This is a genomic window from Collinsella aerofaciens, from assembly GCF_028206795.1.
GTDB lineage: Bacteria > Actinomycetota > Coriobacteriia > Coriobacteriales > Coriobacteriaceae > Collinsella > Collinsella aerofaciens_AX.
Map to the genome: position 1 here is coordinate 25,353 of NZ_JAQLFJ010000013.1, position 23,321 is coordinate 48,673.

A 23,321-nucleotide genomic window follows, 5' to 3' on the forward strand; every position below is an offset into this window, starting at 1 on the left:
GTGCGCCCGGCAAGGGAACCGGGCGCACGGGAGGGAAAGCGAAGTTACTCGCCGAGCTTGGGATGCAGCAGCGACGGCGCAGCGCCGAGCAGCATCTTAGTGTAGGGGTCTCGAGGATGCTGGAAAACCTGCTTGGCCTCGCCCTGCTCGACGATCTTGCCGCCATTCATGACGATGATGTCGTCGGAAATATAGCGGACCGTCTGGATGTCATGGCTGATGAACACCATAGCCAGGCCGAGTTCCTTCTTAAGGTCGGTCAGCAGGTTGAGAATCTGCGCGCGGACCGAAACGTCCAGAGCCGAGGTAGGCTCGTCGGCGATGATGGCATCGGGGTTCAGCGACAGGGCACGGGCAATTGCGACGCGCTGGCGCTGGCCGCCCGAAAGCTGGCCGGGAAGAACCTCGGCGGCGGAGGAGGGCAGACCGGTGAGCTCCAAGAGCTCCTTGACGCGCTTCTCCTGCTCGGCCTCGGTAGCCAGGTTGTGGACGCGCATGGGGTCGAGCAGTTGCTCGCGAACGACCATGCGGGGGTTGAGCGCCGTGGCCGGGTTCTGGAACACGACCGAGATGACGCGACCCATGTGGCGACGGTCCTCGGCGGTACGCTTGGTGACGTCCTTGCCCTTAAAGTAGACCTTGCCGCTCGTGGGGGCCTGCAGGCCGCACATGACGTTAGCCGTGGTGGACTTTCCGCAACCGGACTCGCCGACGATGCCGATGGTCTGTCCGGGCATGAGCTTAATCGTTACACCCTGGACGGCGTGAACCAGGTTGGGGTGCAGAATCGAGCCGGTACGGGTCCTAAAGGTGACGTGGACGTCATCAAGGAAGATGATCGGCTCGACGCCGTTGACTGCGGTCTCGCTCATCTACATCACCTCCGCGTGAGGGGTCAAACCATTTGCCTTGAGCACCTCGTCGGGGAGCTCGGAATAGAAGTGCTCGGTGCCGGGCACGCGCTTGAAGACCGGACGGGTGTCCAGGCCAATGCGCGGATGGCTCGAGCGGGGCGCGAAGCGATCGCCCTTGGGGAAATCGCGCGGGCTCGGAACGGCGCCGGGCACCTGGTGCAGGCGGCCCGAACCGCTCTCGATGGACAGGACGGAACCCAGAAGGCCGCGGGTGTACTCGTGAATCGGGTTGGTGAGCAGCTCCTTGGTGGGCGCCTGCTCAATAACCTGGCCGGCGTACATAACCGTGATGTTGTGGGCGACCTCGGCGACCAGCGCCAGGTCGTGCGAAACGAAGATCATGGCAAAGCCGAGCTTGGCCTGAAGGTCGTTGAGCAGCTTGATGACCTGCTTCTGGACCGTAACGTCCAGAGCGGTCGTGGGCTCGTCGCAGATAACCAGCTTGGGGTCGCGGGTAAGGGCCATAGCGATCAGAACGCGCTGACGCTGACCACCGGAAAGCTCGTGCGGATAGCTCTCGAGCGTACGCTTGGGGTCGAGGCCCACGAGCTCCAGGAGTTCCTCGGCGCTACGGGTGCCGCCGCGCTTGGTGAGCTGCTTCATCTGGGCAGAGATGAGCATGGAGGGGTTGAGCGAGGACAGGGCGTCCTGATAGACCATGGCGATATCGGTACCGCGCAGGCCGAACCACTCCTTCTTGCTCATCTTGAGCAGGTCGCGGCCCTCCCAGAGAACCTCGCCGGAAAGATGCTCGTCATCGTCGGTCAGGCCCATGATGGCCAGCGTGGTGATGGACTTACCGCAGCCGGACTCGCCTACCAGGCCCATGGTCTGGCCGGGACGGACGTCAAAGTTAACGTGGTCGACGACGTTGATATCACCGTGGTGCTCAAACTGGATGCAGAAATCGCGGACCGAAAGGATCGGCTCAACGGACTCATCGGGCACATGGCGGTCGTTACGCTTGAGCTCGACATCGCGCAGTGCGCCAAGACGGGCGGACAGGGACTGAGCCTGCTCCTTGTAGGCACGAACGGGGTCGGAAACCAGCAGGTCGGCCTCGCGGCGCTTGGAGGAATCGGTCGGATCCAGGGCGGCGGAGGGAGCAGCGGCCATGGCGTCGGTAATGCCCTCGGAGAGGATGTTGAGCGCCAGGCAGGTGATCATGATGGCCAGGCCCGGGAACAGTGCCTGCCACCAACGGCCAGCGAGCACGCCACCGCGTGCGTCGGCGAGAATGTTGCCCCAGGTAGCGGTGGGCTCCTGGATGCCGGCGCCGATGAAGGTCAGCGAGGCCTCGAAGATAATGGCGTCGGCGACCAGGGTAACGGTGAAGACCATAATCGGAGCGATGCAGTTACGCAGAACATGCTTGATCAGAATCCACGGAGCCTTGGCGCCGGACACGATGACCGCGCGGACATAGTCCTCACCGTACTCGGACACGATGTTGGCGCGCACGATACGGGCGATCTGCGGGGTGTACATAAAGCCGATCGCAAAGATGATCGACGGCACGGAATTGCCCAGGATGGAAACGAAAACGGCTGCGAGGGCGATACCCGGGATGGACATGATGATGTCCAGGATACGCATGATCGCCTCAGAGATAGACTTGCGCGAAACCGCTGCAAGAGCGCCGACAACGGAACCACAGACCAAAGCCATGGCGGTAGCACCAAAGCCGATAATCAGCGAGTAACGTCCGCCGTAGAGCATGCGCGACAGAATGTCGCGACCCTTATCGTCGGTACCGAAGATAAATCCGTTGCCGGGAGCCTGGCGAGCCGTAAAGATCTCGACCGGGCTATAGGGGGCAAGAAGGGGCGCCAAAATCGCAGTCAGGGCGACCAGCACCAGCACGACGGCGGCAATCTTAGAAGACAGCGTCATCTTCTTCCAGCCACCGAGCTTGAGCCCCTTGGAGGCAGCCTTCTCGAGCTGCTCGGTTTGCTTCTCTCGAATCCTTACCATAATCTACACCGTCCTGATGCGCGGGTTGATGAGCAGGTAGAGCATGTCAACCACGATGTTGATGATGATGAAGGCAAGAGCAACGACGATAACGACGCCCTGAACCAGGTTCGCCTCGTTGCCCTGAACGCCCTGCAGAATCGCAGTGCCCATGCCGGGGAGGTTGAAGATAACCTCGATGACGACGGCGCCGCCCATGAGGTAGCCGATCTTAAGACCGAGGGTGGTGACCGGGGTGATCAGCGCATTGCGAAGAACGTTGATGCCGACGACGACCTTCTCGGGAACGCCGGCGCCACGAGCCATACGGACATAGTCCTTGTCGAGCTCCTCGACCATGGCGGTACGCACGATACGAGTCATCTGGCCCGTCAGCGGAAATGCCAAGGCGATAGCGGGCATGATCATACGTCCCAGATAGCCAACCGGATTCGTGGTGAAGTGAGGCAGAGCACCCGATGCCGGGAGCACCTTAAGGTAGGAAGAGAACAGCAGGATCAACAGAACGGCAAGCCAGAACGACGGGGTTGCCAAGCCGGCGATGGAAAAGACGCGGATCACTTGGTCCGGCCATTTGTCGCGATACAGTGCCGCGATGACGCCGAGCAAAAACGAAACGACCGCACCGATGGCAAGACCGATGAAGGTCAGCTGCATCGTGACGGGCAGGGCCGTGGAGATGCGCTTGGCAACGGAGTTGCGGGCAGCGCCGTAGGTACCCATGTCGCCATGAATCAAATCGCCCATATAGCGCACGTAGCGCACAGGCCAGGGGTCGTCCAGACCATACTTCTCATGGTACTCGGCAACCGCCTCGGGCGAGGCACCGTCACCCAACGCCGTGTAGGCGGGGTCGGTCTTGGAGAACGACATAAGGAAGAACACCAGGACGGTGACGCCCAATGCCATGATCGGCAGCGCCACAAGACGCCTTCCAATCAAACGTAGCAAGTTGTTCACGTTCTCTCCCCTTTCTTTTGTCGGTAGGACCAACTGGTATATGAGTACGGATACTCATTACAAGACCCGAGCGACATCGTTGCCGCCCGGGTCTTTGTTTCAACTATGAGGATACGGTCCCAACGGCCGACATCCTGCATACAGACTCAAGCGAGTCTTATGCCTTGACGGTCGCAACGCCCCTGAAGGACATGCTCGTCGTGCCGATGCCCTTGAAGCCGTCGAGAGCCTCGCCGTTGGGCGCGGTGGACGGATCGTCCCAGGAAGCGGAGACGGTCTTGACGTGGACAACGGGGTACAGAACGGCGTTGTCGGCGATGATGTCGAAGCACTCGTTCCACTTCTTCTGCTGCTCGTCGCCCTCGGCGGCAAGAGCCTCGTCCATGAGACCGTGAAGCTTCTGCCACTCAGCGGACTCCTTCCACGGGCAACGGGTCTGCATCCAGACGTTGTCGCCATACCACCAGTTGAGCAGCAGGTCGGGGTCAGCGCCGAAGCAGGAAGGATCGCCAGGGGCAAGGAGGATATCGTAGGCCTCGCCGCCGTCGATGGCAGCGTAGGTGGCCGGCGAGGTATCGGTCTGGATGGTCACCTCAAAGCCGAGAGCGTCGAGGTCGTTCTTGACCTGGGCGGCCATGCCCTTGATCTGCTCGTTGTCGGTGGTGCGCAGGGTGATGGCACCCGGGGTGATGCCGGACTCCTCGATGAGCTTCTTAGCCTTCTTGGCGTCGGTCTTGTACACCGTGGAAGCCTCATGATAATTGGTGAAGCTCTTGGGCAGGTAGCAGCTGGCAGCGGTGGCAAGGCCGGCAAAGGTGTTGCTGACCATCTTCTCGGTGTCGAGCGCATACATGACAGCCTGACGGACCTTGACGTTGTTCCAAGGCTCCTTGGCGACGTTGAACATGATGAAGCGGGTGCCGAAACCCTGAACGTTATCGATCTTGCAGCCGGCGCTCTCGAGCTGGTCGACGGCGTCAGCGGTAACGAGCTCCATAACGAGCGTGGAGCCCTCCTGCTGAGCGGTAACGCGAGCGGTGGGGTCGGTCAGGATGCTGTACTGGATCTTCTTATCCTCGGCAGCATACTCACCGTTGTACTCGGGGTTGGGAACCAGAGTGATCTCGGTATCGGAGATAGAGTCGTACATCCAGGGGCCGGAGCCGATCGGCTGCTTGGCGCGATCCTCCTCGGTCTGGGTGGCCGGGGTAACGCGGATGATGGCAAGACGATCCTTGAGCAGAGAGAAGTTGGGGACCTTGGTCTTGACCGTCACGGTGCTGGCGTCCTTAGCCTCGATGGACTCGAAGGGCTGGAAGAACGGAGCATAGGTAGCGGAAGCGGCGCAAGCGGTGTAGGAGGCAACGACATCGTCAGCGGTGACCTCGGTGCCATCGGAGAACTTGGCGCCCTTGCGGATGGTGACCTCGAAAGTGGTGTCGTCCACAGACTTGGGATCGTCGGTGGCGAGCTCGTTGAAGGTACTGTAGTCGTGGTAATCGATGCCGTAGAGGCCCTCGACGACGTGCCAGTTAGCACCCAGGCCCACAGCGGAGCCGGTGCTGGCGGGATCGAAGCTGGACGGAGCGTAAGCGGAACCAGCGGTGATCACGCCGCCGCCACGGTTGGCGGAATCGGTGGAACCGGAAGCGGAACCCTCGTCGCTAGAGCTGCCACCGCAGCCGGTGAGACCAAGCCCTGCGACAGCAGCGACGCTGCCGGTGAGGCCGAGGAACGAACGCCTGGACATACCCTTGTTGATGATGGCCATGTCTTCTCCTATCAATAGAGAATCTTACCCGGGAGCACCTAGACGCGCCCCCGCGCAACTTGCGGACGATATATACCTTACCTACCGACGAACCCAACTGAGGTGCCGCGCTCGGCGACCGATACATACATACGCTTGAACGGTATTTACTACCGTTCACCGAATTCATTGACAAACGATTCGCCAGACAGTATGTATCGACGAGGTGAGATATCAGTCTTCGTCAACCCGCAGGATAGCAGGGTTGTTCACCATGGCTAGTCAAACGTTTTAGCGTTAATTAAACCCGAAATCGGCTGGTAATCGCCGTGAAATACATGATTGAAAATCACGCAATCATGTATATCAGTTGTTTAGAGGCGTGTTTAGTTTTCGGATTGCTTTGCCGCCATCTCGGAGCGCTCGGCATTCCACGCAACAAGTGCCTCGTGGACCGCTTTGGCGACATCGGCCGGAACGCCTCGAACTTCTGCAATCTCCTGCTCGCTCGCCGCGCGCAAACGCTTCATCGAGCCAAAATGGCGCATAAGGGCACGTTTTCTGGTGGGCCCCACGCCAGGAACGTCATCGAGTACCGAAACTGTCATGGCCTTGTCGCGCAATTCACGATGGAACGTGATAGCAAATCGGTGGGACTCATCGCGCACCTGTTTAATTAGATAGAGCGAGGCAGACCCGGTCGGCAGCACGACGGGAGTCTCGTCCCAAGGCACAAAAACTTCCTCATCGGCCTTCGCCAAGCCACAAACTGGTATATCGAGCCCAAGAGCCTCAAGTTGCTTGATCGCAGCGGTCAATTGCGGCTTACCGCCATCGACAACGAGCAGATCGGGGCACGAGCCAAAGCGCTCGTCGGCCATGCGCTCGGGAGCATAGCGTCGTCCCAAAACCTCGGACATCGACACGAAGTCGTTTGCCTCATCCAATTCGGCCTGGATTTTAAAACGACGATACTGGCTCTTGTCGGCGCGCCCGTTGGTAAACACCACCATCGAGGCGACCGTAAAGGTGCCATGCAGTGTAGAGATATCGAAGCACTCGATACGCAACGGCGGCGATGGCAGCGCCAACGCACTTTCGAGCTCCAGGAGCGCTTGATTGGTGCGGTCGTCAGCGTACCCCGTTCGCATCATGTAGCGCATGAGGGCATGGCGCGCATTTTTGGATGCCATATCGAGCAAACGGTGCTTTTCGCCACGCTGCGGCCTATGGAGATGGCAGGAACGCTCGCGCTTGCCTGCAAGCCACTCCCCCAGCGCCTCCGCATCCTCAAGCTCGACGGAAAGGTTGACCTCAGCTGGAATATCAGCCGTCTCGTCGTAATAGCGCTTAAGAAAGCCCGACTGGAGCTCTTCCTCGTCAACATCAAGGCCCTTGTCGAGAATGAACTCGCAGGTGCGAACTGTTCGGCCCTCGCGAACGACGAAGACGCAAGCGGCAGAGATGGTCTCCTCGCGATAGAAGCCGATGACATCGATATCGACGCTCGATGGAAAAACAACCTGTTGGCGATCGTCCAGACCCCTGATGACCTCCAAACGACGTTTGACGCGTGCCGCGCGCTCAAAGTCGAGCGCCTCGGCGGCATCCGTCATCTCGGAGGTCAGCTCATCGACGACATCCTTGCGATGGCCCGACAAAAAGCGTTCGACACGCTTGACGTTCTTGGCATAGTCCGTAGGAGAAATCGCGCCGACGCATGCACCCGGGCCACGACCGACATGGTAGTCAAAGCAGGGACGCCCGTTTTGCGCGCAAATCATATTGACGATGTCTTCCTCGCCCTTGTGGGACTCGACGATACGGCGACAACGACGCCACTCCGCACAAGAAGCCGAGCAGATCGGAATCACCTTGCGCAGCGTGTCAATGGTCTCACGCGCCGCGCGGCTGTCAGTATAGGGACCAAAATAACGCGTTCCCGGCTTATGGCGCTCACGCGTATATTTGATAGCGGGATATAGGTCGCCCTTTGTAATGGCGATAAAGGGGTAGCTCTTGTCATCCTTGAGGTCGACATTAAAGTACGGATGGTACTGACCAATCAAATTGCGCTCGAGCACCAACGCCTCGTGCTCGGTCTCCACCACGATATAGTCAAAGCTCGCCACCAGCTGCATCATCAGCGGGATCTTCTGGCGCTCGTCCTGCAGCGTCACGTACTGACGCATACGGGCGCGCAGGTTTTTCGCCTTGCCCACGTAGATGACATCGCCCTTGGCGTCTTTCCAAAGGTAGCAGCCGGGCTGCGTGGGAACGCGCGAAACCTGCTCGGCAAGCGTTGGAATGTTGTCGTGACCGGCCACGCGCACCTACTTGCGACGAATCAGCGCCGAGACCTCGGGCATCTTAAGGACGACGGCAAGGCCAAAGGTAACAGCAAGCGAGACGACACCCGCAACGCAAACGTAGCCAAGAGTAATCAGAATCGAGCCGCCAAGTGCCCCGACAAAGTGCTCAAGCGCCCACATGACGCCGGCGCCTGCGGCAGCACCCAGGCCACCGAGCAAAAGGCCAGAGAACCCGCCATGCAGGATAGATTTAACCTGAAGACCACGCAGGCGACGACGCAGCCACCACAGCGAGCAACCGACCAAGATCACGTAGTCGACGACATACGAAAGCGCGATTGCCGGCATACCGAAGCCCAGCACAACGCCAAACAGCAAAACCGAGCCCGCCTGGCCGATGGCGGAATACAGACAATAGCGGCTATAGGGCTTCATGTCGAGCAAGGCAGAGAAGCTCTTCTGCATCAGCACGACCACGCCGTAGAGCGGCAGGGAAAGTGCCAGGTAGATAAGGAACTCCGACACCAGCGCCACACCGGACTCATCGAACTTGCCAGCGCAGTAAATCATGTTGAGCGGACGCGCGAAGACAATCAGGTACAGCGCGAATGGAATCAGGAAGAACAGCATCTGGGCGACGCCACGCGAAATGCCCGTGCGGACGCTGTCGTAATCCTTCTCCTGTGCGTCGTGAGAGAGCTCGGTATAGAGCGCCGTCGAAAGCGAGGCGGCAATCAGCGCGTAGGGCAGCGTGTACCACAGGCGCGCATAGGCGATGACGGAAGGACCAGTCTCGGGCTGGACCACCAGCGCAGCAGCGTTGGTGATAGAAGTCGAGACAAACATGCACACCGTGGCGAGCAGCGTCGGGATACCGAGCGCAATCGTCTGGCGCAGTGCGGGGTCCTTAAAGTCGATATGGATATGGGGATGCACGCCGTGCTTGCCAAGCGCGGGGATCTGACATGCCATCTGAACAAAGACACCGAGGGTCGTACCGGCCGCAATCAAGATGATGCCGGCACGTTCGCCAAACTGTGCGGACACGGGCGCAAAGCCCATAAAGCTCGCAATGACGATCACATTGTTGAGGACCGGGGCAAACGTCGACCAGAAGTAGTCGCGGTGTGCGTTGAGGACGCCCGAAAACACCGAGCCCAAACCATAAAACAGAATCTGGATGGCAAAGAAACGGAACATGAACGCAGCGGTATCCATGCTGCCGCCGTCACCCGAAAGAAACGATTGCGTCCAGATAAAGCCCGGGGCGAACACGGTCCCCAGCAACGAAATGCCACCCAGCACCAAAAGCAGAATGCCGAGCAGGTTGCCCACGTACTCGTTCGAGGCCTCGCGACCCCGCTCACGTCTCACGCCCATGTACACGGGCAAAAACGCCGTCACGAGCATGCCGCCCATCACGAGTTCGTAGAGCATATTGGGCAGGTTGTTGGCGACCTGATAGGAAGACGAGAGTAGCGACATGCCGATAGCGGCCGCCATTGCCCACGTGCGGATAAAACCGGTGACGCGAGACACGATGGTCAGGATGGTCATAAGCCCGGCGGAACGACCAACCGTGGAGTAGTCCGACGAGCCCATGTCGTCAGTGTCGTCTCGCGACGAAGAAGCTTCGGATGAGGGTGTCTGAGGCGCAGATTCTTTTGCAAAATGAGCTCCGCACTTCAATTCTTCCTGCGGCATCGCTCAGTCCTCTCTCGTAATCGCGGCAACCGTCGCCCCGCAAAATGCAATTAAATCATCGGGTGCAAGCTCGAGCTGATAACCACGCTTGCCTCCCGAAATAAAAATGGTATCCCAAAGGACACATGTCTCATCAATGAGCGTCCGGTAGCGTTTTTTCATACCGACCGGACTGCAGCCGCCGCGAACGTAGCCAGTCGTCGCAAGCAAGTCCTTCACATGCATCATGGCCAAGGACTTCTCCCCCGCGGCACGCGCGGCGGACTTTAGATCGAGCTCGTCGGCAACAGGGATGCAGCACACGACGTGGTCGTTGGACGGCGTCACGCAGACCAAGGTCTTAAATCCTTGACCGGGCTCCTCGCCAAGCTGCTCCGAAATCGCGACCCCCAGGCCCGCCGACTCATCACCATCGTCTTCGTACGTATGTAGAACATAGGAAATGCCAGCGCTTTCCAGCTCGCGCATCGCATTGGTTTTTGGCGTCTTTACAGCCTTTGCCATGGCATATCCTTTCCCTCGCATTCGGACGCAAGGATTAAGTATATGTCCAATTCGGCTGCATACGTCACTTCGACACAGCAAGCGCCATCGAATCACAAGGAGTCGATGACGCCCATAAACTGAATCGCCTATTTATTGAGCATCAAGTTGAGCCTGACGCTCCCGGTCACGCCTGAGCAACGGCGCCAAAAACTTGCCCGTATAACTCTGCGGACAGTCCGCAACCTGCTCCGGTGTGCCCGAAACCACGACGGTTCCGCCGCCGTTACCGCCCTCGGGGCCCATATCGATCAGGCGGTCGGCAACCTTGATGACATCAAGGTTGTGTTCAATCACCAGCACCGTGTTGCCCGCATCGACCAAGCGCTGCAGCACATCGAGCAGTTGGCGGACGTCCTCAAAATGAAGGCCGGTCGTCGGCTCGTCCAAAATATAGAACGTCTTGCCCGTCTGGCGTCGATGAAGCTCCTTGGCGAGCTTCACACGCTGCGCCTCGCCGCCCGAGAGCGTCGTGGCGGGCTGGCCCAGGCTCACGTAGCCCAAGCCTACATCGTACAGCGTCTGGAGCTTGCGCTTAATCTGCGGGATATTCCCAAAGAAGGCCAGCGCCTCGGTGACGCTCATGTCGAGCACGTCCGAGATGGTCTTGCCACGGTAGGTGACCTCGAGTGTCTCGCGGTTGTAGCGTTTACCGCCGCAAACTTCGCAGGGAACGTAGATATCGGGAAGGAAGTGCATCTCGATCTTGATCTGTCCGTCGCCCTTGCACGCCTCACAGCGCCCGCCACTCACGTTGAAGGAGAAACGTCCCGGCGAGTAGCCGCGTGCCTTCGACTCCGGTGTGCTCGCAAACAGCGCGCGCAGATCATCCCACAGGCCAATGTACGTAGCGGGATTGGAACGCGGTGTACGGCCGATCGGCGACTGGTCAATGTCGATCACCTTATTGATGCACTCGATACCCTCGAGCTTTTTGTACGGGCCCACAGGGCGCGTCGAACGGTGAATGGCATTCGTAAGGGCAGGCGCAATGGTGTCGGTAACCAGGGAGCTCTTGCCCGATCCCGACACGCCGGTAACAACCGTAAGCGTACCAAACTCGATCTTGGCGGTAACGTTTTTGAGGTTGTTGGCGCGGGCGCCCGTGATCTTAAGGCAGCCGCGACCGGGCTTGCGGCGTTCATCGGGAACCCGAATCATTCGCTTGCCGGTCAGGTAGGCACCCGTCATCGAATCGGGGCACGCCATGATATCGGCAGGCGTTCCCGCGGCGACCACGTGTCCGCCGTTCACGCCCGCACCGGGGCCCATGTCGATCACATAGTCGGCAGCACGAATCGTATCCTCATCATGCTCGACGACGATGACGGTATTGCCGATATCGCGTAGGCGCTCAAGCGTCTTGATCAGGCGCTCGTTATCGCGCTGATGGAGGCCGATCGATGGCTCGTCCAAAATGTACAGGACACCCATGAGGCCGGCGCCGATCTGCGTTGCCAGGCGAATGCGCTGGGCCTCGCCTCCGGAAAGCGTCGCCGAGGCACGGTCGAGGGTCAGATAGTCGAGTCCAACATCGACCAGAAAGCGCAGGCGCTCCAGAATTTCCTTAACGATGCGCCCGCCGATAAATTGTTGGCGCTCGGTAAGCTCCAAGCCCTCAAAAAACTCGAGCGACTCGCGGCACGATAGGCAGCAGACCTCGTAAATGGACTTACCGCCTACGGTAACGGCGAGCATCTCGGGGCGCAGACGAGCACCATGGCAACTCGAGCACGGCTCCTCGCGGATGTACTTCTCCAAGCGCGCCTTGGTGTTCTCATTCGTCGTCTCGGTATAGCGCTCGTACAGGATATTGCGCACGCCCGAGAACTTGGTGTCCCACTGGCTACGGCGCCCATCGAGCTTTTGATAGTCGACCGAAATCTTCTGGTCGCCCATGCCGTCTAAAAACGCGCGACGCACCCGCGGAGGCAGATCCTCCCACGGCGTATCGACGCTCACCTTAAAGTGTTTGCAGACCGCAGCGAAAATCTGCGGATAGTAGTTAGAGTTGCCAAACAGGCTGCCAAAAACCCCGTCGGCGATCGACTTCGAGGGGTCTTCGATTAGGGCCTCGGCATCGACCGTCTTCTTAAAGCCCAGGCCATCGCACTCGGGGCACGCGCCATAGGGCGCGTTGAACGAGAAATCACGCGGCTGCAGGTCATCGATGGAGTGCCCATGCTTCGGGCACGCTAACGCCAGCGAATACTCCAGCAACTCGCCTTCGGTCCCCTCGGGAGCGTCGCGGTCGGGCAGCAAGTATACGTTCACATTGCCGTGCGCCAACGCAGTCGCCTGTTCAACGGACTCGGCAATACGGCCCAGAGAGTTCTCACGGATCACGATGCGGTCGACCACGACCTCGATATCGTGTTTGAATTTCTTATCCAAATCGATAGAGTCATCAAGCGAGCGAACCTCGCCGTCGACACGCACGCGGCTAAAGCCCTCGGCGCGAAGGTCCTCAAACAGTTTGGTGTACTCGCCTTTTCGCCCGCGCACCACCGGTGCCAGCACAAACGCGCGGCGGCCCTCTCCCGCCGCCAAGACCTTGTCGGCAACCTGATCGGTCGTCTGACGCTCGATGACCCGACCGCACTCGGGGCAGTGCGGCGTACCGACGCGAGCAAACAGCAGTCGCAGGTAGTCATAAATCTCGGTTACGGTGCCCACCGTCGAGCGCGGGTTCTTGGATGTCGTCTTTTGATCAATTGAGACAGCCGGCGAAAGGCCGTCGATTGAATCCAAGTCGGGTTTGTCCATCTGGCCCAAGAACTGGCGCGCATAACTCGAAAGGCTCTCGACGTATCGACGCTGGCCCTCGGCATAGATAGTGTCGAATGCCAGCGAACTCTTGCCCGAGCCAGAAAGACCGGTAATGACCACGAGTTGGTCACGCGGAATGGAAACATCGATATCACGGAGGTTGTGCTCACGAGCGCCGCGAATAACGATAGAAGAATCAGACATGGAAGCTCCTTGCCTCCTATTGCATCGAATCATACTGCCGATGAGTTTAGCGCACTCGACGCGCACAGATGTTCGTAATACAAGATTCGCAGACCTTTAGCTTTGCGTATCGGGCGCTTTGTTTCTCGAAATGCCGTGGAAAGGTTACAGTAATCTAATGCTGAACTTAATTTGCTGTACCAGAGGAACGTCCATGACCGAAGATATCCCCCTTGAAATCACTTCGAGCGACATGGCCAATCTGCCCATATTCATCGCCGTCCTTATCGTGGCCGCCGTCGTCGTGCGCGTGTATTTTTCAATCAAACGCAACGAAAAGCCACCCATTGCCCGCGTCTTTTGGTGCGCGACGCTCCTCATCCCGCTCGGCGTGGTAGCTGCATGGGTTACGAATCAATTGCTCGTAAATGAGGGCAGCTCCCTATGGGTCCTTTCTTATTCGGCGCTCGGTGCTGCCGCCGTCATGCTTCTTGTCGAGCCCTTGGTTTCGGGACTTATCGACCAAACCGACCTTGCGACGGGAACGGTTGCCTGTATTTGCCGTGACATCCTTGTCATCGCCGCTGTTTCAGCGCTCTCGTTCGTTTCACTCGAAATTGCCTGCAACGAAACGTTCTATCGCATTCCCGCCAACTCATTCGGGTTTTCCGTCGGGCTGCTCGCGACGGTTCTGCTCTCCCTTTATTTGGTGGGGCAGCGTCATGGAGGCGTCATGGCCCTCGTGCCCGTCGTCTGTTGCATCCTTGGCATTGCCGAGCACTTCGTCATAACGTTTAAAGGCGAAGCCATCCTGCCAAGCGATATCTTGGCCCTTGGCACCGCAATGGAAGTGAGCGAGGGATACGAGTTTACCTTTACCGCCGGAATCGTAACCTCTCTCGCCCTGCTGGAGATTTCCCTGGGGCTTCTTTCGCTCATCCGACCGCGAAAGCTCCGTACGCCCACCCATGTCTTCCCCGCTATCGCCGCTAACCTCTGTGCCTTTCTGCTCGTGACCGTTGTGGGGCTCTCAGGCTTTTCCAACATCGACTTGGAGCAGGCGCTGGATTTTGGATTTGACCGTTGGCAGCCCATCACCACGTATGCGTCTCAGGGTTTTATCACTTCGTTCACCGAAATGGTCAACGAGTTGCCCATTGAGAAGCCCGAAGACTATACGCCCGATGAGGCGCAGAGCATCGAGCAGGAGCTCGCCACCGTCTACGACAGCACATATGGCTCGAGCGAACAGCGCGCGGCGGCCGTTGCCCAGTTCAATGAAATCAAGCCGACGATTGTTGCCGTCATGAACGAGAGTTTTAGCGACCTTTCGTGCTTTGAGCAGCTCCAGGCGGCCGGGTACACCGGTCCCGCATTCTACAACTCGCTTCCCGACACACTTGTTCGCGGCACCATGCTCGCTTCGGTCGCCGGTGGCGGAACGGCGAACTCCGAATTCGAATTTTTGACCGGAGCGACAACGGCCTTTGTCGGATTAGGCAAAATTCCCTATCAACTGTATCAGATGAATGGCGTCAACAGCCTGGCAAAGGACCTTAAAGAGCTTGGGTATACCGCTACCGCTATGCACCCGCAAAACCCCGTCAACTACCATCGAGATAAAATCTATCAGCAGCTGGGCTTTGGAGACTTTCTTTCAATCGGCGATTTCGAAGGTGCGCCCTATTACCATGCCGGCGTATGCGACTACGCCACCTACGACAAGATACTCGACCTGCTTAGAACCGACGAAGCGCCGCAGTTCATCTTTGACGTCACGATGCAAAATCACGGCGGCTACGACTATGGCACCGTTCCCGCCGAAGAGCTGACAAACTATTGGGTCGAGGGAGCCAGCGAGGGCGCCAACAGCGCGCTCAACACCTATCTCACCTGCATCAACGCATCCGACCGGGACCTCGAGTACTTTATCAACGAGCTCCGCAATATCGGCAGACCGGTTGTTCTTGTCTTTTTTGGCGACCATCAGCCGAGCGCCGCAACGACTCTCAACGACGAGCTGTACCCTCAGGAAGATACGGCAAGCCACGCTTTCCGTATCTATCAGTCGACATATCTCGTCTGGGCTAACTATGAGATCGCCGGCAATACCGAGCTCAACGTCTACGACACCGTCGGGGCAAACGAGATTGCAGCCATTACCCTTAATAAGATCGGCGCCCCGCTCACCAATTACCAAAAGGCCCTGCTTGCGACAAGGTCAGATGTGCCCACCATCAATGTCGCCGGCTATCTCGGTGCCGACGGGCTGCGCTACGACTTGGAATCGGAAGACAGCCCCTACGCCTCGACGATCGACAAGCTGCAGCGCATGCAATACCTCGAGTTCGCCAGCAAAGTTCAGTAAGCCCGCCCATTCGCTTGGGCCCATCGTATTGCAAGCACGCTCGGCCCAAACGCATCGCAAATGACTCCCGCTCGCAAACGAGGGTACAATGACGCTCGTGTCACATCGCGGGGCCCCGGCCCCAGCATATACAAAGGAGTCATACATGGGTTGCGAACACGCACAGGCCGCCGGCGGACAAACGTCGCCGTCGCAATTTGAGGAGAACACGCTGTCCGAGGTCAAGCGCGTCATCGCCGTGCTTTCCGGCAAGGGCGGTGTCGGCAAGTCATTTGTCACCGGTGCCATCGCCACCGAGCTTGCCCGTCACGGCCACAAGGTCGGCGTCCTCGATGCCGACATCACCGGTCCCTCTATCCCCAAGATGTTCGGTATGAGTGGACGCCACGTCCATGCCCTTGGCAACCTTATGCTGCCCGAAATCTCCGAGCACGGCGTCAAGGTCATGAGCTCCAACCTGCTGCTCCAAAACGAGACCGACCCCGTCCTTTGGCGCGGTCCGGTCATCGCAGGCGCCATTAGGCAGTTCTGGAGCGAGACCTCGTGGGGCCCCATCGACTACCTGCTGGTCGACATGCCTCCGGGAACAGGCGACGTCGCGCTCACCGTCTTCCAGTCGCTGCCGGTCGACGGCATCGTCATCGTCACGAGCCCGCAGGATCTGGTCTCGATGATCGTCGCCAAGGCGGTCAACATGGCCGAGAAGATGAACGTCCCCATTCTGGGCATTGTCGAGAACATGAGCTATATTGAGTGCCCCGACTGCGGCAAGAAGATCGAGGTCTTTGGCAAGAGCAAGCTCCCCGAGGTCGCAGAGCGCTATAACCTCGACATCTTGGGCCAGCTTCCCATTAATCCGGCACTCGCCGAGGCCTGCGATAAGGGCGAGGTCGAGACCGCGCTGCCCGATGGCATGTTGCCCAAGGCAGTCTCTGCCGTCGAGGCTATTACCCCGCACGAGACCGACGAGGCCTAAGTGAACGCGAGCGCCCTCTATGACGTCTTGGTAATCGGCGGCGGGGCTTCAGGCCTCGCCGCCGCCATTACGGCCGCACGCGCCGGCAAAAGCGTCTGCATCGTTGAGCGCGATGTCGCCTGCGGCCTCAAGCTCCTTGCGACCGGTAACGGCCGTTGCAACCTCTCCAACGAATCGATTGATCCTCAGCGGTATAACCACCCCGCATTCGTCGAATCCGTCATGGTCCCCCAGCCCGAACAAGAGCTTATGGGTTTCTTCTCCTCGCTGGGCATCATGACAACCTCCGAGGAAGGCCGGCTGTACCCGCGCTCCCTTCGCGCCGAATCGGTGCGCGACGCACTTCTCAACGCTTGCGACCGCCTAGGTATCACCTTAATCTGCGGAGCCAACGTTGCCTCGGCGCGCAAAGCTTCCGAAGGCTGGGCACTCCAAATAGACCGTCCAGCGCGGGCGCTCAAGGCAAAAAAGCACGACGACCGAAAATCGGAGCTCCGCTCGCTTCGGAAGGCGCTCGCCGATGTCCCTCGCAAGAACGAGGCCCTGCAGGCACATGCCGTAATTATCGCCACGGGCGGCAACCCCACCGGTATCGCCGATATGTTTCGCTTCCCCCTCACTTCGCTACGCCCCGTCCTCTGCCCCGTATCGGCAACGGTCGTTGGCGATCGGGCAGCGCTCAAGACGTTGGATGGCCTGCGCGTCCGCGCCCGCTTGACGCTCGCCCGCAATCATAATGAGCTCTGGCACGAAGACGGTGAAGTGCTGTTTCGAACCTTCGGTATCTCGGGCGTCGCTGTCTTCAACCTCTCTCGTCGTATCCAGCACGGCGATACGATCCTGCTCGACGTTTTCCCCGACCTCTCCAAAGACGAGTTGCTCGATATGCTCAACCGGCGTGTTGAGCTGCTCGGCGGCTTTTCGCCCCGTGATCCCCGTTGGCTTGACGGCATGCTCGCCCCGCAGCTCTCACACGTCGTCTGTACGGCATTCGAGCGGTGCCATCCCGGCTCGCGCGATGTCATCCACCTGGTCTCAATCCTCAAGCACTTTAAACTGTCCGTCGAAGGGACGGCAGAGGAGCGCTCAGCACAGGTCACGCGTGGCGGCATATCTATCGAGTGCGTCTCGACACCCAATCTTTACGTGAACAGCACCACAGGCGCCCCGCTTTACGTCTGCGGAGAAGCGCTCGACATCGACGCCGATTGCGGAGGCTTTAACCTTGCGTGGGCCTGGATCTCGGGTATTCGCGCTGCAAGCAGCCTGTAGCCGCGCAGTCTATAATCAAAAACGCATTCGGGCCGTCTGGGATACCGGACGGCCTCTTTCTTGCCTCTAAGGAGACCTCGATGATCGAAATCACCCAAGTCAACGCGACGCTCGATGAGGCCGGCGACGAAAACGCCTGCCTTGCTATTGGCAGACGCGCCGTCAAACGAGCCCTGCGATGCGAGGATTCCCAGATTAAAGCCATTGAGCTCCATCGCAAGTCAATCGACGCCCGTAAAAAGCGAGATGTTCATTTTATTTTGAGCTTTCGAGTTGAGCTGACAAGCTCCCGACTCGAACAGGAAGTGGTCGACCGCGTCGCCGAGCGCAACCGCTCGCGCATCCGCATGGTTGACGGCGAGGCTCCTTCATTCCCCAACCCCGTCCCGAATGCACCCAAGGGGCGTCCCGTCGTTGTCGGCGCCGGTTGCGCCGGTCTCTTCGCCGCCCTGACCCTTGCCGAAGCGGGCCTTAAACCCCTGCTCATCGAGCGCGGCGACCCGGCATTTCGCCGCTCACATGCGATCGACCTCTTTCTAAAGGAGCGCATCCTCGACCCCGAGAGCAATATCCAGTTTGGTCTGGGCGGCGCGGGGACCTTCTCGGACGGCAAGCTCAATACGGGAACCAAAAATCCCGCCCATCGCCTTATCCTCGAGACCTTCGTCGAAGCGGGCGCTCCCCGCGATATTCTATGGGATGCAAAACCGCATATTGGCTCCGACATCCTCCCCGCCGTCGTTACCAGCATCTCCCAGCGCATTGAACAGCTCGGAGGAACCGTTCGCTATCGAACGAAACTCGTTGACATTCACACTGACACATCTGGCGCCATTGTCGGTATCGACATCCAGTCGTCCCACGACGCGACAAGCGAGTCAATCAACACAAAGCATCTCATCCTTGCTTGCGGTCATTCTGCCCGCGACGTATTCGAGGTTCTCAAAACCCATGATGTCGCCCTCGCTCAAAAGACGTTTGCCATGGGCGTTCGCATCGAACACCCGCAGTGTGATATCGATCGGGCGCAATATGGCCCCGCGGCGGGTCATCCCGCGCTCGGAGCAGCCCCCTATAAGCTCGTTACCCATCTTCCCAACGGCCGCAGCGTATTCTCATTCTGCATGTGTCCTGGCGGACAGGTTGTCGCAGCCTCTTCAGAGCCCGGCCATCTGTGCGTCAACGGCGCCAGTCTCAACGCCCGCGCCGGCCGCAACGCAAACGCCGCTCTCCTCGTTAACGTCACGCCCGACGATCTCCCCAGCGACGATCCTCTTGCAGGCGTAGAACTCCAGCGCATTTGCGAGCGGGCTGCCTATCGCCTTGGCGGCTCCAACTGGAACGCACCGGCACAGCTCGTCGGCGATTTCCTTGCAGAACGCGCCAGCACGACATGCGGCAAGGTAAAGCCCACCTATCCGCTCGGCGTGACTTGGACAGCAATCGATGAGTCATTGCCGCAACATATCATCGAGTCGCTTCGTCTGGGAATTCCCTTACTCGGCAAAAAACTGCGTGGCTACGACCATCCCGATGCCGTCCTCACCGGTGTTGAGACACGCTCGAGCTCTCCGGTCACCGTTACTCGAGACCGTCAATGCCACGCTGTATCGACCCCGGGGCTCTACCCTTGCGGCGAGGGGGCCGGATATGCCGGAGGAATCATGAGCGCAGCTACCGATGGCATCCGTTGCGCCGAAGCCCTGATCGCAGACCTCTAGCGCACGAATTCCAGCACGCAAAAGACACAGGCCCCGAGCTCCACAGGGAACTCGGGGCCTGTTCGCTATTTCTTAAACCGTGCACCCTGGCGTTTTCTGCCCGATGCGAACGTGGAACCCTTGCGGGCCTGCGAACGTAAGCGCTCGATCGTCTCGTCCTCAGACGCACCCTCGAGCATCGCCCGAATCTGAACGACAGCATCGCGCAGGCGCGCCGCCTCCTCAAAGTCCATGGCGGCAGAAGCGTTGCGCATATCCTCTTCCATGGTTTCGACGATCCGCACAAGCTCGTCATGCGGCAGTTCTTCCAACTGCTCCGCAAGTGTCTGCTCGGGTGCCACCGTTTCCGGCACGCCGCCCTCGCCCGACTCATCGGGCGTATAGAATGCGCCATGGCCAAGGGAGTCGCCCTTCGAGCGCCCCTTGGAACCCACAGTCTTTTCGGCCTCGGCAATAAAGCTCGAAATGTCGTTAATGGCCTTGCGGACCGTCTTGGGCACAATGCCATGCTCTTCGTTATATGCCATCTGAATCTCGCGACGGCGCTGCGTCTCCTCGATGGCTTCTTTCATCGAATCGGTCACAACGTCTGCATACATGATGACCTCGCCGTCGGCATTACGGGCCGCACGGCCAATCGTCTGAATCAACGAACGGCGATTGCGCAAGAAGCCTTCCTTGTCAGCGTCGAGAATTGCCACCAGCGAGACCTCGGGGAGATCCAGACCCTCGCGGAGCAGGTTGATGCCAACGAGAACATCAATCTTTCCCTCGCGCAGCGTTCGCAGGATCTCGACACGGTCCATCGTCGCTGTATCGGAGTGCATGTAGTTGACCTTAATGCCGGCATCGAGCAGGTGATCGGTCAGATCCTCGGCCATGCGCTTGGTCAGCGTGGTCACCAGCACGCGCTCCTTACGGGCCACGCGCTCGCGAATCTCGTCCTCAAGATCGTCAATCTGGCCTCGGACCGGACGAACGTCGATTTTGGGATCGAGCAGGCCGGTCGGTCGAATGATCTGTTCAACATCGTTTTGACTCACACGCAACTCATAGTCGCCTGGCGTGGCCGAGACGTAAATGAACTGCGGAATCCTCGCCTCAAACTCATCGAAACGAAGCGGGCGGTTATCGAGCGCCGACGGAAGACGAAAACCATGCTCAACAAGCGTAACTTTGCGCGAACGGTCGCCTTCGTGCATACCGCGAATCTGCGGCACCGTCACATGGCTCTCGTCGATGATGCAAAGCATATCCTTGGGGAAGTAGTCAATCAAGGTAAACGGCGGTTCACCCGGCTTACGTCCATCCAGATGGCGCGAGTAGTTTTCGATGCCGTTGCAAAAGCCCATCGTCTCGAGCATCTCGAGGTCATAATCGGTCCGCTGCTGCAGACGTTGCGCCTCGAGCAACTTGTCGGTCGCCTTGAGCTCCGCCACGCGCTTCTCGCACTCTTCGCTGATTGATTTCAGGGCCGCCTTGACCTTTGGCTTCTCGGTCACGTAGTGCGAAGCCGGCCACACGGGAATCGCTTCGTACTCACGTAGCATTTCGCCGGTGACCTCATCGATCTCGGCAATCAGCTCGACCTCGTCGCCAAAGAACTCAAAGCGCAACGGATGCTCGGCATAGGGCGGATATACGTCGACAACATCGCCGCGCACGCGGAAGGTGCCACGTGCCAGGTCATAGTCATTGCGGTCGTATTGAATGTCAATGAGCGCATGGATGAAGTCGTCGCGCTCGAGCGGCACCTTCTTATCGACGTTCGGCGCCAGGCCCGCATAGTCCTCGGGAGAACCGATGCCATAGATGCACGAGACCGATGCGACGACAATCACATCCCGTCGAGAAAGCAGCGATGCCGTCGCCTGATGGCGCAGCATCTCGACCTCCTCGTTAATCGAGGAGTCTTTCTCGATATACGTATCACTCTGCGGTACATATGCCTCGGGCTGATAGTAGTCGTAGTACGAGACGAAGTAGACCACGGCGTTGTTGGGAAAGAATTCTTTGAGCTCGCTCGCGAGCTGGGCGGCGAGGGTTTTGTTGGGGGCCATGACCAGCGTTGGCTTACCGAGAGCTTCGATGGTCTTGGCCATGGTAAAGGTCTTGCCCGAGCCGGTTACGCCCAGCAAAACCTGATAGCGGTCTCCGTCCCTCACACCCTGCACAAGCGACTCAATGGCCTTTGGCTGGGAACCTGCAGGCTCATAGGGAGACACGACCTCAAACGGCACCTCAGAGCCCTCAACGCCAAAGCGTTTGAGCTCTCCGCCAACACGCTCAACTTCAAAATCCGCCATGGATACTCCTAACTCATATATCTGCAGTATACGCAGGCGGCAGACATAGTCCTATACGAACCGATCGGGGTAGAGGGTCTTGTAGCGAACCCAGGCATTATTGACGCGAATCAGATACGCCTGCGTCTCGGGAAAGGTGATTGCATTGTGCAGCGACGTACTTTGCTGCGCCCATCCGTCGACATTGCCCATGCCGGCGTTATAGGCGGCAATAGCGCTATCCGTCGACCCGTTGAAATACGTTAAGAGATACGAGAGGTACGCACAGCCAAACTCGATATTCGTAGCCGGATCGTTAAGGTTGTCGGCCGAATACTCCCCACCGTCGACAAGACCCTTGGCGATCATATCCTGGGCAGTCTCGGGCATCAGCTGCATCAATCCCTGAGCACCCTGATTCGACTCAGCCTCGGGATCCCAATTCGATTCCGACTTAATGACAGCGCACACCAGATACGGATCCAGATTATGCGAAATACTCGATTGCTTTACATACGCCTCGTAGTCAATTGGATACAAAGGCTTAAAGAAGGCGGCAGGAGCATACGAGTAGACGAGCGAAATAAGGCCGAAGGCAAAAACGGCAGCCAGCGGTATAAGGCGATACCACGCAAAGAAACGTGTCTTAGGCATCGGCATCCTCCTTATTCGCAGTGTCTATAAACCCATGGCATGCAAGCCATGAGTCAAGCTGCTCAAAGAGCGAATTATCACCTGCGGTATTATCAATCACCGTTGTAGCGAGATTGCACAGCTCAGACTCATCGGGCTGGCAAGCAGAACGGGCATCGAAATCAGATAGCTCCATGCCACGCTGAATAGCACGCTTGCGACGAACTGACAAAGGGGCGCTGATGACCAGAATTTCATCAGCCAAGCCAAATGCATCCTCAAAACCAGTCGGGGCAGAAACCTCGACCACCGCAAAGGGGTAACGGGGAGACGAAACCGTACAACAAACCGGATCGAGAATCCTAAGCGAAAGCTGTTCAATGAGAACGGGATGCACAAGGCCATTGAGCCGTGCGACCGAATCAGGAGAAGCGAAAGCTCGAGAAGCGAGGATGCTGCGGCGAATGCCGCCTTCCTCATCCAAAATGTCCCAACCGAATTCATCCGCGAGAGCATTGACGATATCAGAGCCCGGTACATACAGCGATTTTGCAAGCTCATCCAGATCGATAAGCATAGCGCCACGAGATTCGAAATAGCGGCAGGCAGTCGACTTACCCGAAGCAATATTGCCCAAGACAAATACGGTAAACATCAAGTCCTCCCTAACGCCAATGGGAGTTATTATCGCGCAAATACAAAAGAAGGACTCAAAATACAGCCAAACAGTAAGACAAGCTAAAAGAAGGCGAGTTCTTGTATTACAGCTCTTTATAAAACGCAAAAAAGGGGGAGGCCGCGAGGCCTCCCCCTTCTTCAAGTCATCCGACGGCTCGGTGCCGTCCACCGGTCAGCGGCGCCCTGGCCTCCCACGGGCTGGCCCCGCAGTACTCTCGGCGCGATGGGGCTTAGCTTCCGGGTTCGGAACGGGACCGGGCGTGCCCCCCATGCTCTGGC

General features: G+C 58.6%; 15 protein-coding genes and 1 rRNA gene. 4 read left to right on the forward strand and 12 right to left on the reverse strand.

Annotated elements, in window-relative coordinates; genetic code table 11:
- Positions 1-44: 44 nt before the first annotated feature.
- The 8 genes from PMX70_RS08705 to uvrA form a co-directional block, all read right to left on the reverse strand.
- A complete protein-coding gene (locus PMX70_RS08705; RefSeq protein ID WP_271743382.1) occupies positions 45-872 on the reverse strand; it encodes an ABC transporter ATP-binding protein in 828 nt (275 codons plus the stop codon).
- Positions 873-2,888, reverse strand: coding sequence for a dipeptide/oligopeptide/nickel ABC transporter permease/ATP-binding protein (locus tag PMX70_RS08710; RefSeq protein ID WP_271743383.1), 2,016 nt, complete (start codon positions 2,886-2,888; stop codon positions 873-875).
- Between the two features lie 3 nt (positions 2,889-2,891).
- Positions 2,892-3,848 carry an ABC transporter permease gene (locus tag PMX70_RS08715; RefSeq protein WP_035138896.1) on the reverse strand — a complete coding sequence of 319 codons (957 nt, stop codon included), beginning with the start codon at positions 3,846-3,848 and terminating at the stop codon, positions 2,892-2,894.
- 157 nt (positions 3,849-4,005) lie between these two features.
- On the reverse strand, positions 4,006-5,619 hold the full coding sequence (locus PMX70_RS08720) for an ABC transporter substrate-binding protein (RefSeq protein ID WP_006236162.1): 1,614 nt from the start codon (positions 5,617-5,619) through the stop codon (positions 4,006-4,008).
- A gap of 365 nt (positions 5,620-5,984) precedes the next feature.
- Positions 5,985-7,925 carry an excinuclease ABC subunit UvrC gene (gene uvrC / locus PMX70_RS08725; protein ID WP_271743384.1) on the reverse strand — a complete coding sequence of 647 codons (1,941 nt, stop codon included), beginning with the start codon at positions 7,923-7,925 and terminating at the stop codon, positions 5,985-5,987.
- A 6-nt stretch (positions 7,926-7,931) separates the two neighbouring features.
- Positions 7,932-9,512, reverse strand: a complete 1,581-nt coding sequence (murJ, locus tag PMX70_RS08730) for a murein biosynthesis integral membrane protein MurJ (protein WP_271743385.1) — start codon at positions 9,510-9,512, stop codon at positions 7,932-7,934.
- A 105-nt stretch (positions 9,513-9,617) separates the two neighbouring features.
- On the reverse strand, positions 9,618-10,118 hold the full coding sequence (gene ybaK, locus PMX70_RS08735) for a Cys-tRNA(Pro) deacylase (protein WP_195645325.1): 501 nt from the start codon (positions 10,116-10,118) through the stop codon (positions 9,618-9,620).
- A 132-nt stretch (positions 10,119-10,250) separates the two neighbouring features.
- On the reverse strand, positions 10,251-13,130 hold the full coding sequence (uvrA, locus tag PMX70_RS08740; protein WP_271743386.1) for an excinuclease ABC subunit UvrA: 2,880 nt from the start codon (positions 13,128-13,130) through the stop codon (positions 10,251-10,253).
- 193 nt (positions 13,131-13,323) lie between these two features.
- On the opposite strand from uvrA, the gene PMX70_RS08745 reads away from it, so the two are divergent.
- The 4 genes from PMX70_RS08745 to PMX70_RS08760 all read left to right on the forward strand — a co-directional run bounded on the left by PMX70_RS08745 (position 13,324) and on the right by PMX70_RS08760 (position 19,446).
- Positions 13,324-15,477 carry an LTA synthase family protein gene (locus PMX70_RS08745; RefSeq protein WP_158571974.1) on the forward strand — a complete coding sequence of 718 codons (2,154 nt, stop codon included), beginning with the start codon at positions 13,324-13,326 and terminating at the stop codon, positions 15,475-15,477.
- 145 nt (positions 15,478-15,622) lie between these two features.
- On the forward strand, positions 15,623-16,453 hold the full coding sequence (locus PMX70_RS08750) for an Mrp/NBP35 family ATP-binding protein (RefSeq protein ID WP_022094864.1): 831 nt from the start codon (positions 15,623-15,625) through the stop codon (positions 16,451-16,453).
- Positions 16,454-17,725 (forward strand): NAD(P)/FAD-dependent oxidoreductase, encoded by a 1,272-nt coding sequence (locus PMX70_RS08755; RefSeq protein ID WP_271743387.1) that lies wholly within the window; start codon positions 16,454-16,456, stop codon positions 17,723-17,725.
- Positions 17,726-17,805: 80 nt separating this feature from the next.
- The gene (locus tag PMX70_RS08760; protein WP_118081921.1) at positions 17,806-19,446 is read left to right on the forward strand and encodes an NAD(P)/FAD-dependent oxidoreductase; all 1,641 of its coding nucleotides are present in this window, start codon (positions 17,806-17,808) and stop codon (positions 19,444-19,446) included.
- A 65-nt stretch (positions 19,447-19,511) separates the two neighbouring features.
- On the opposite strand, the gene uvrB is transcribed toward PMX70_RS08760, so the two are convergent.
- The 4 genes from uvrB to rrf all read right to left on the reverse strand — a co-directional run.
- Complete coding sequence (gene uvrB / locus PMX70_RS08765) at positions 19,512-21,752, reverse strand: excinuclease ABC subunit UvrB (protein WP_118081919.1); 2,241 nt, start codon at positions 21,750-21,752, stop codon at positions 19,512-19,514.
- Between the two features lie 51 nt (positions 21,753-21,803).
- Positions 21,804-22,385: a lytic transglycosylase domain-containing protein gene (locus PMX70_RS08770; RefSeq protein ID WP_117759573.1), complete on the reverse strand. Its 582-nt coding sequence runs from the start codon at positions 22,383-22,385 to the stop codon at positions 21,804-21,806.
- Positions 22,378-23,019, reverse strand: a complete 642-nt coding sequence (gene coaE / locus PMX70_RS08775) for a dephospho-CoA kinase (protein ID WP_117842826.1) — start codon at positions 23,017-23,019, stop codon at positions 22,378-22,380. The genes PMX70_RS08770 and coaE overlap by 8 nt, the downstream gene beginning before the upstream one ends.
- Before the next feature lie 193 nt (positions 23,020-23,212).
- Positions 23,213-23,321 (reverse strand): 5S ribosomal RNA (rrf, locus tag PMX70_RS08780); the annotation flags it as partial.

Bases quoted from the DNA above. Each gene is read 5' to 3' on its own strand.
- PMX70_RS08705 (WP_271743382.1), bottom strand. From the start codon at position 872: ATGAGCGAGACCGCAGTCAACGGCGTCGAGCCGATCATCTTCCTTGAT.
- PMX70_RS08710 (WP_271743383.1), bottom strand. From the start codon at position 2,888: ATGGTAAGGATTCGAGAGAAGCAAACCGAGCAGCTCGAGAAGGCTGCC.
- PMX70_RS08720 (WP_006236162.1), bottom strand. From the start codon at position 5,619: ATGGCCATCATCAACAAGGGTATGTCCAGGCGTTCGTTCCTCGGCCTC.
- murJ (WP_271743385.1), bottom strand. From the start codon at position 9,512: ATGGGCTCGTCGGACTACTCCACGGTTGGTCGTTCCGCCGGGCTTATG.
- ybaK (WP_195645325.1), bottom strand. From the start codon at position 10,118: ATGGCAAAGGCTGTAAAGACGCCAAAAACCAATGCGATGCGCGAGCTG.
- uvrA (WP_271743386.1), bottom strand. From the start codon at position 13,130: ATGTCTGATTCTTCTATCGTTATTCGCGGCGCTCGTGAGCACAACCTC.
- PMX70_RS08745 (WP_158571974.1), top strand. From the start codon at position 13,324: ATGACCGAAGATATCCCCCTTGAAATCACTTCGAGCGACATGGCCAAT.
- PMX70_RS08750 (WP_022094864.1), top strand. From the start codon at position 15,623: ATGGGTTGCGAACACGCACAGGCCGCCGGCGGACAAACGTCGCCGTCG.
- PMX70_RS08760 (WP_118081921.1), top strand. From the start codon at position 17,806: ATGATCGAAATCACCCAAGTCAACGCGACGCTCGATGAGGCCGGCGAC.
- uvrB (WP_118081919.1), bottom strand. From the start codon at position 21,752: ATGGCGGATTTTGAAGTTGAGCGTGTTGGCGGAGAGCTCAAACGCTTT.
- PMX70_RS08770 (WP_117759573.1), bottom strand. From the start codon at position 22,385: ATGCCTAAGACACGTTTCTTTGCGTGGTATCGCCTTATACCGCTGGCT.
- coaE (WP_117842826.1), bottom strand. From the start codon at position 23,019: ATGTTTACCGTATTTGTCTTGGGCAATATTGCTTCGGGTAAGTCGACT.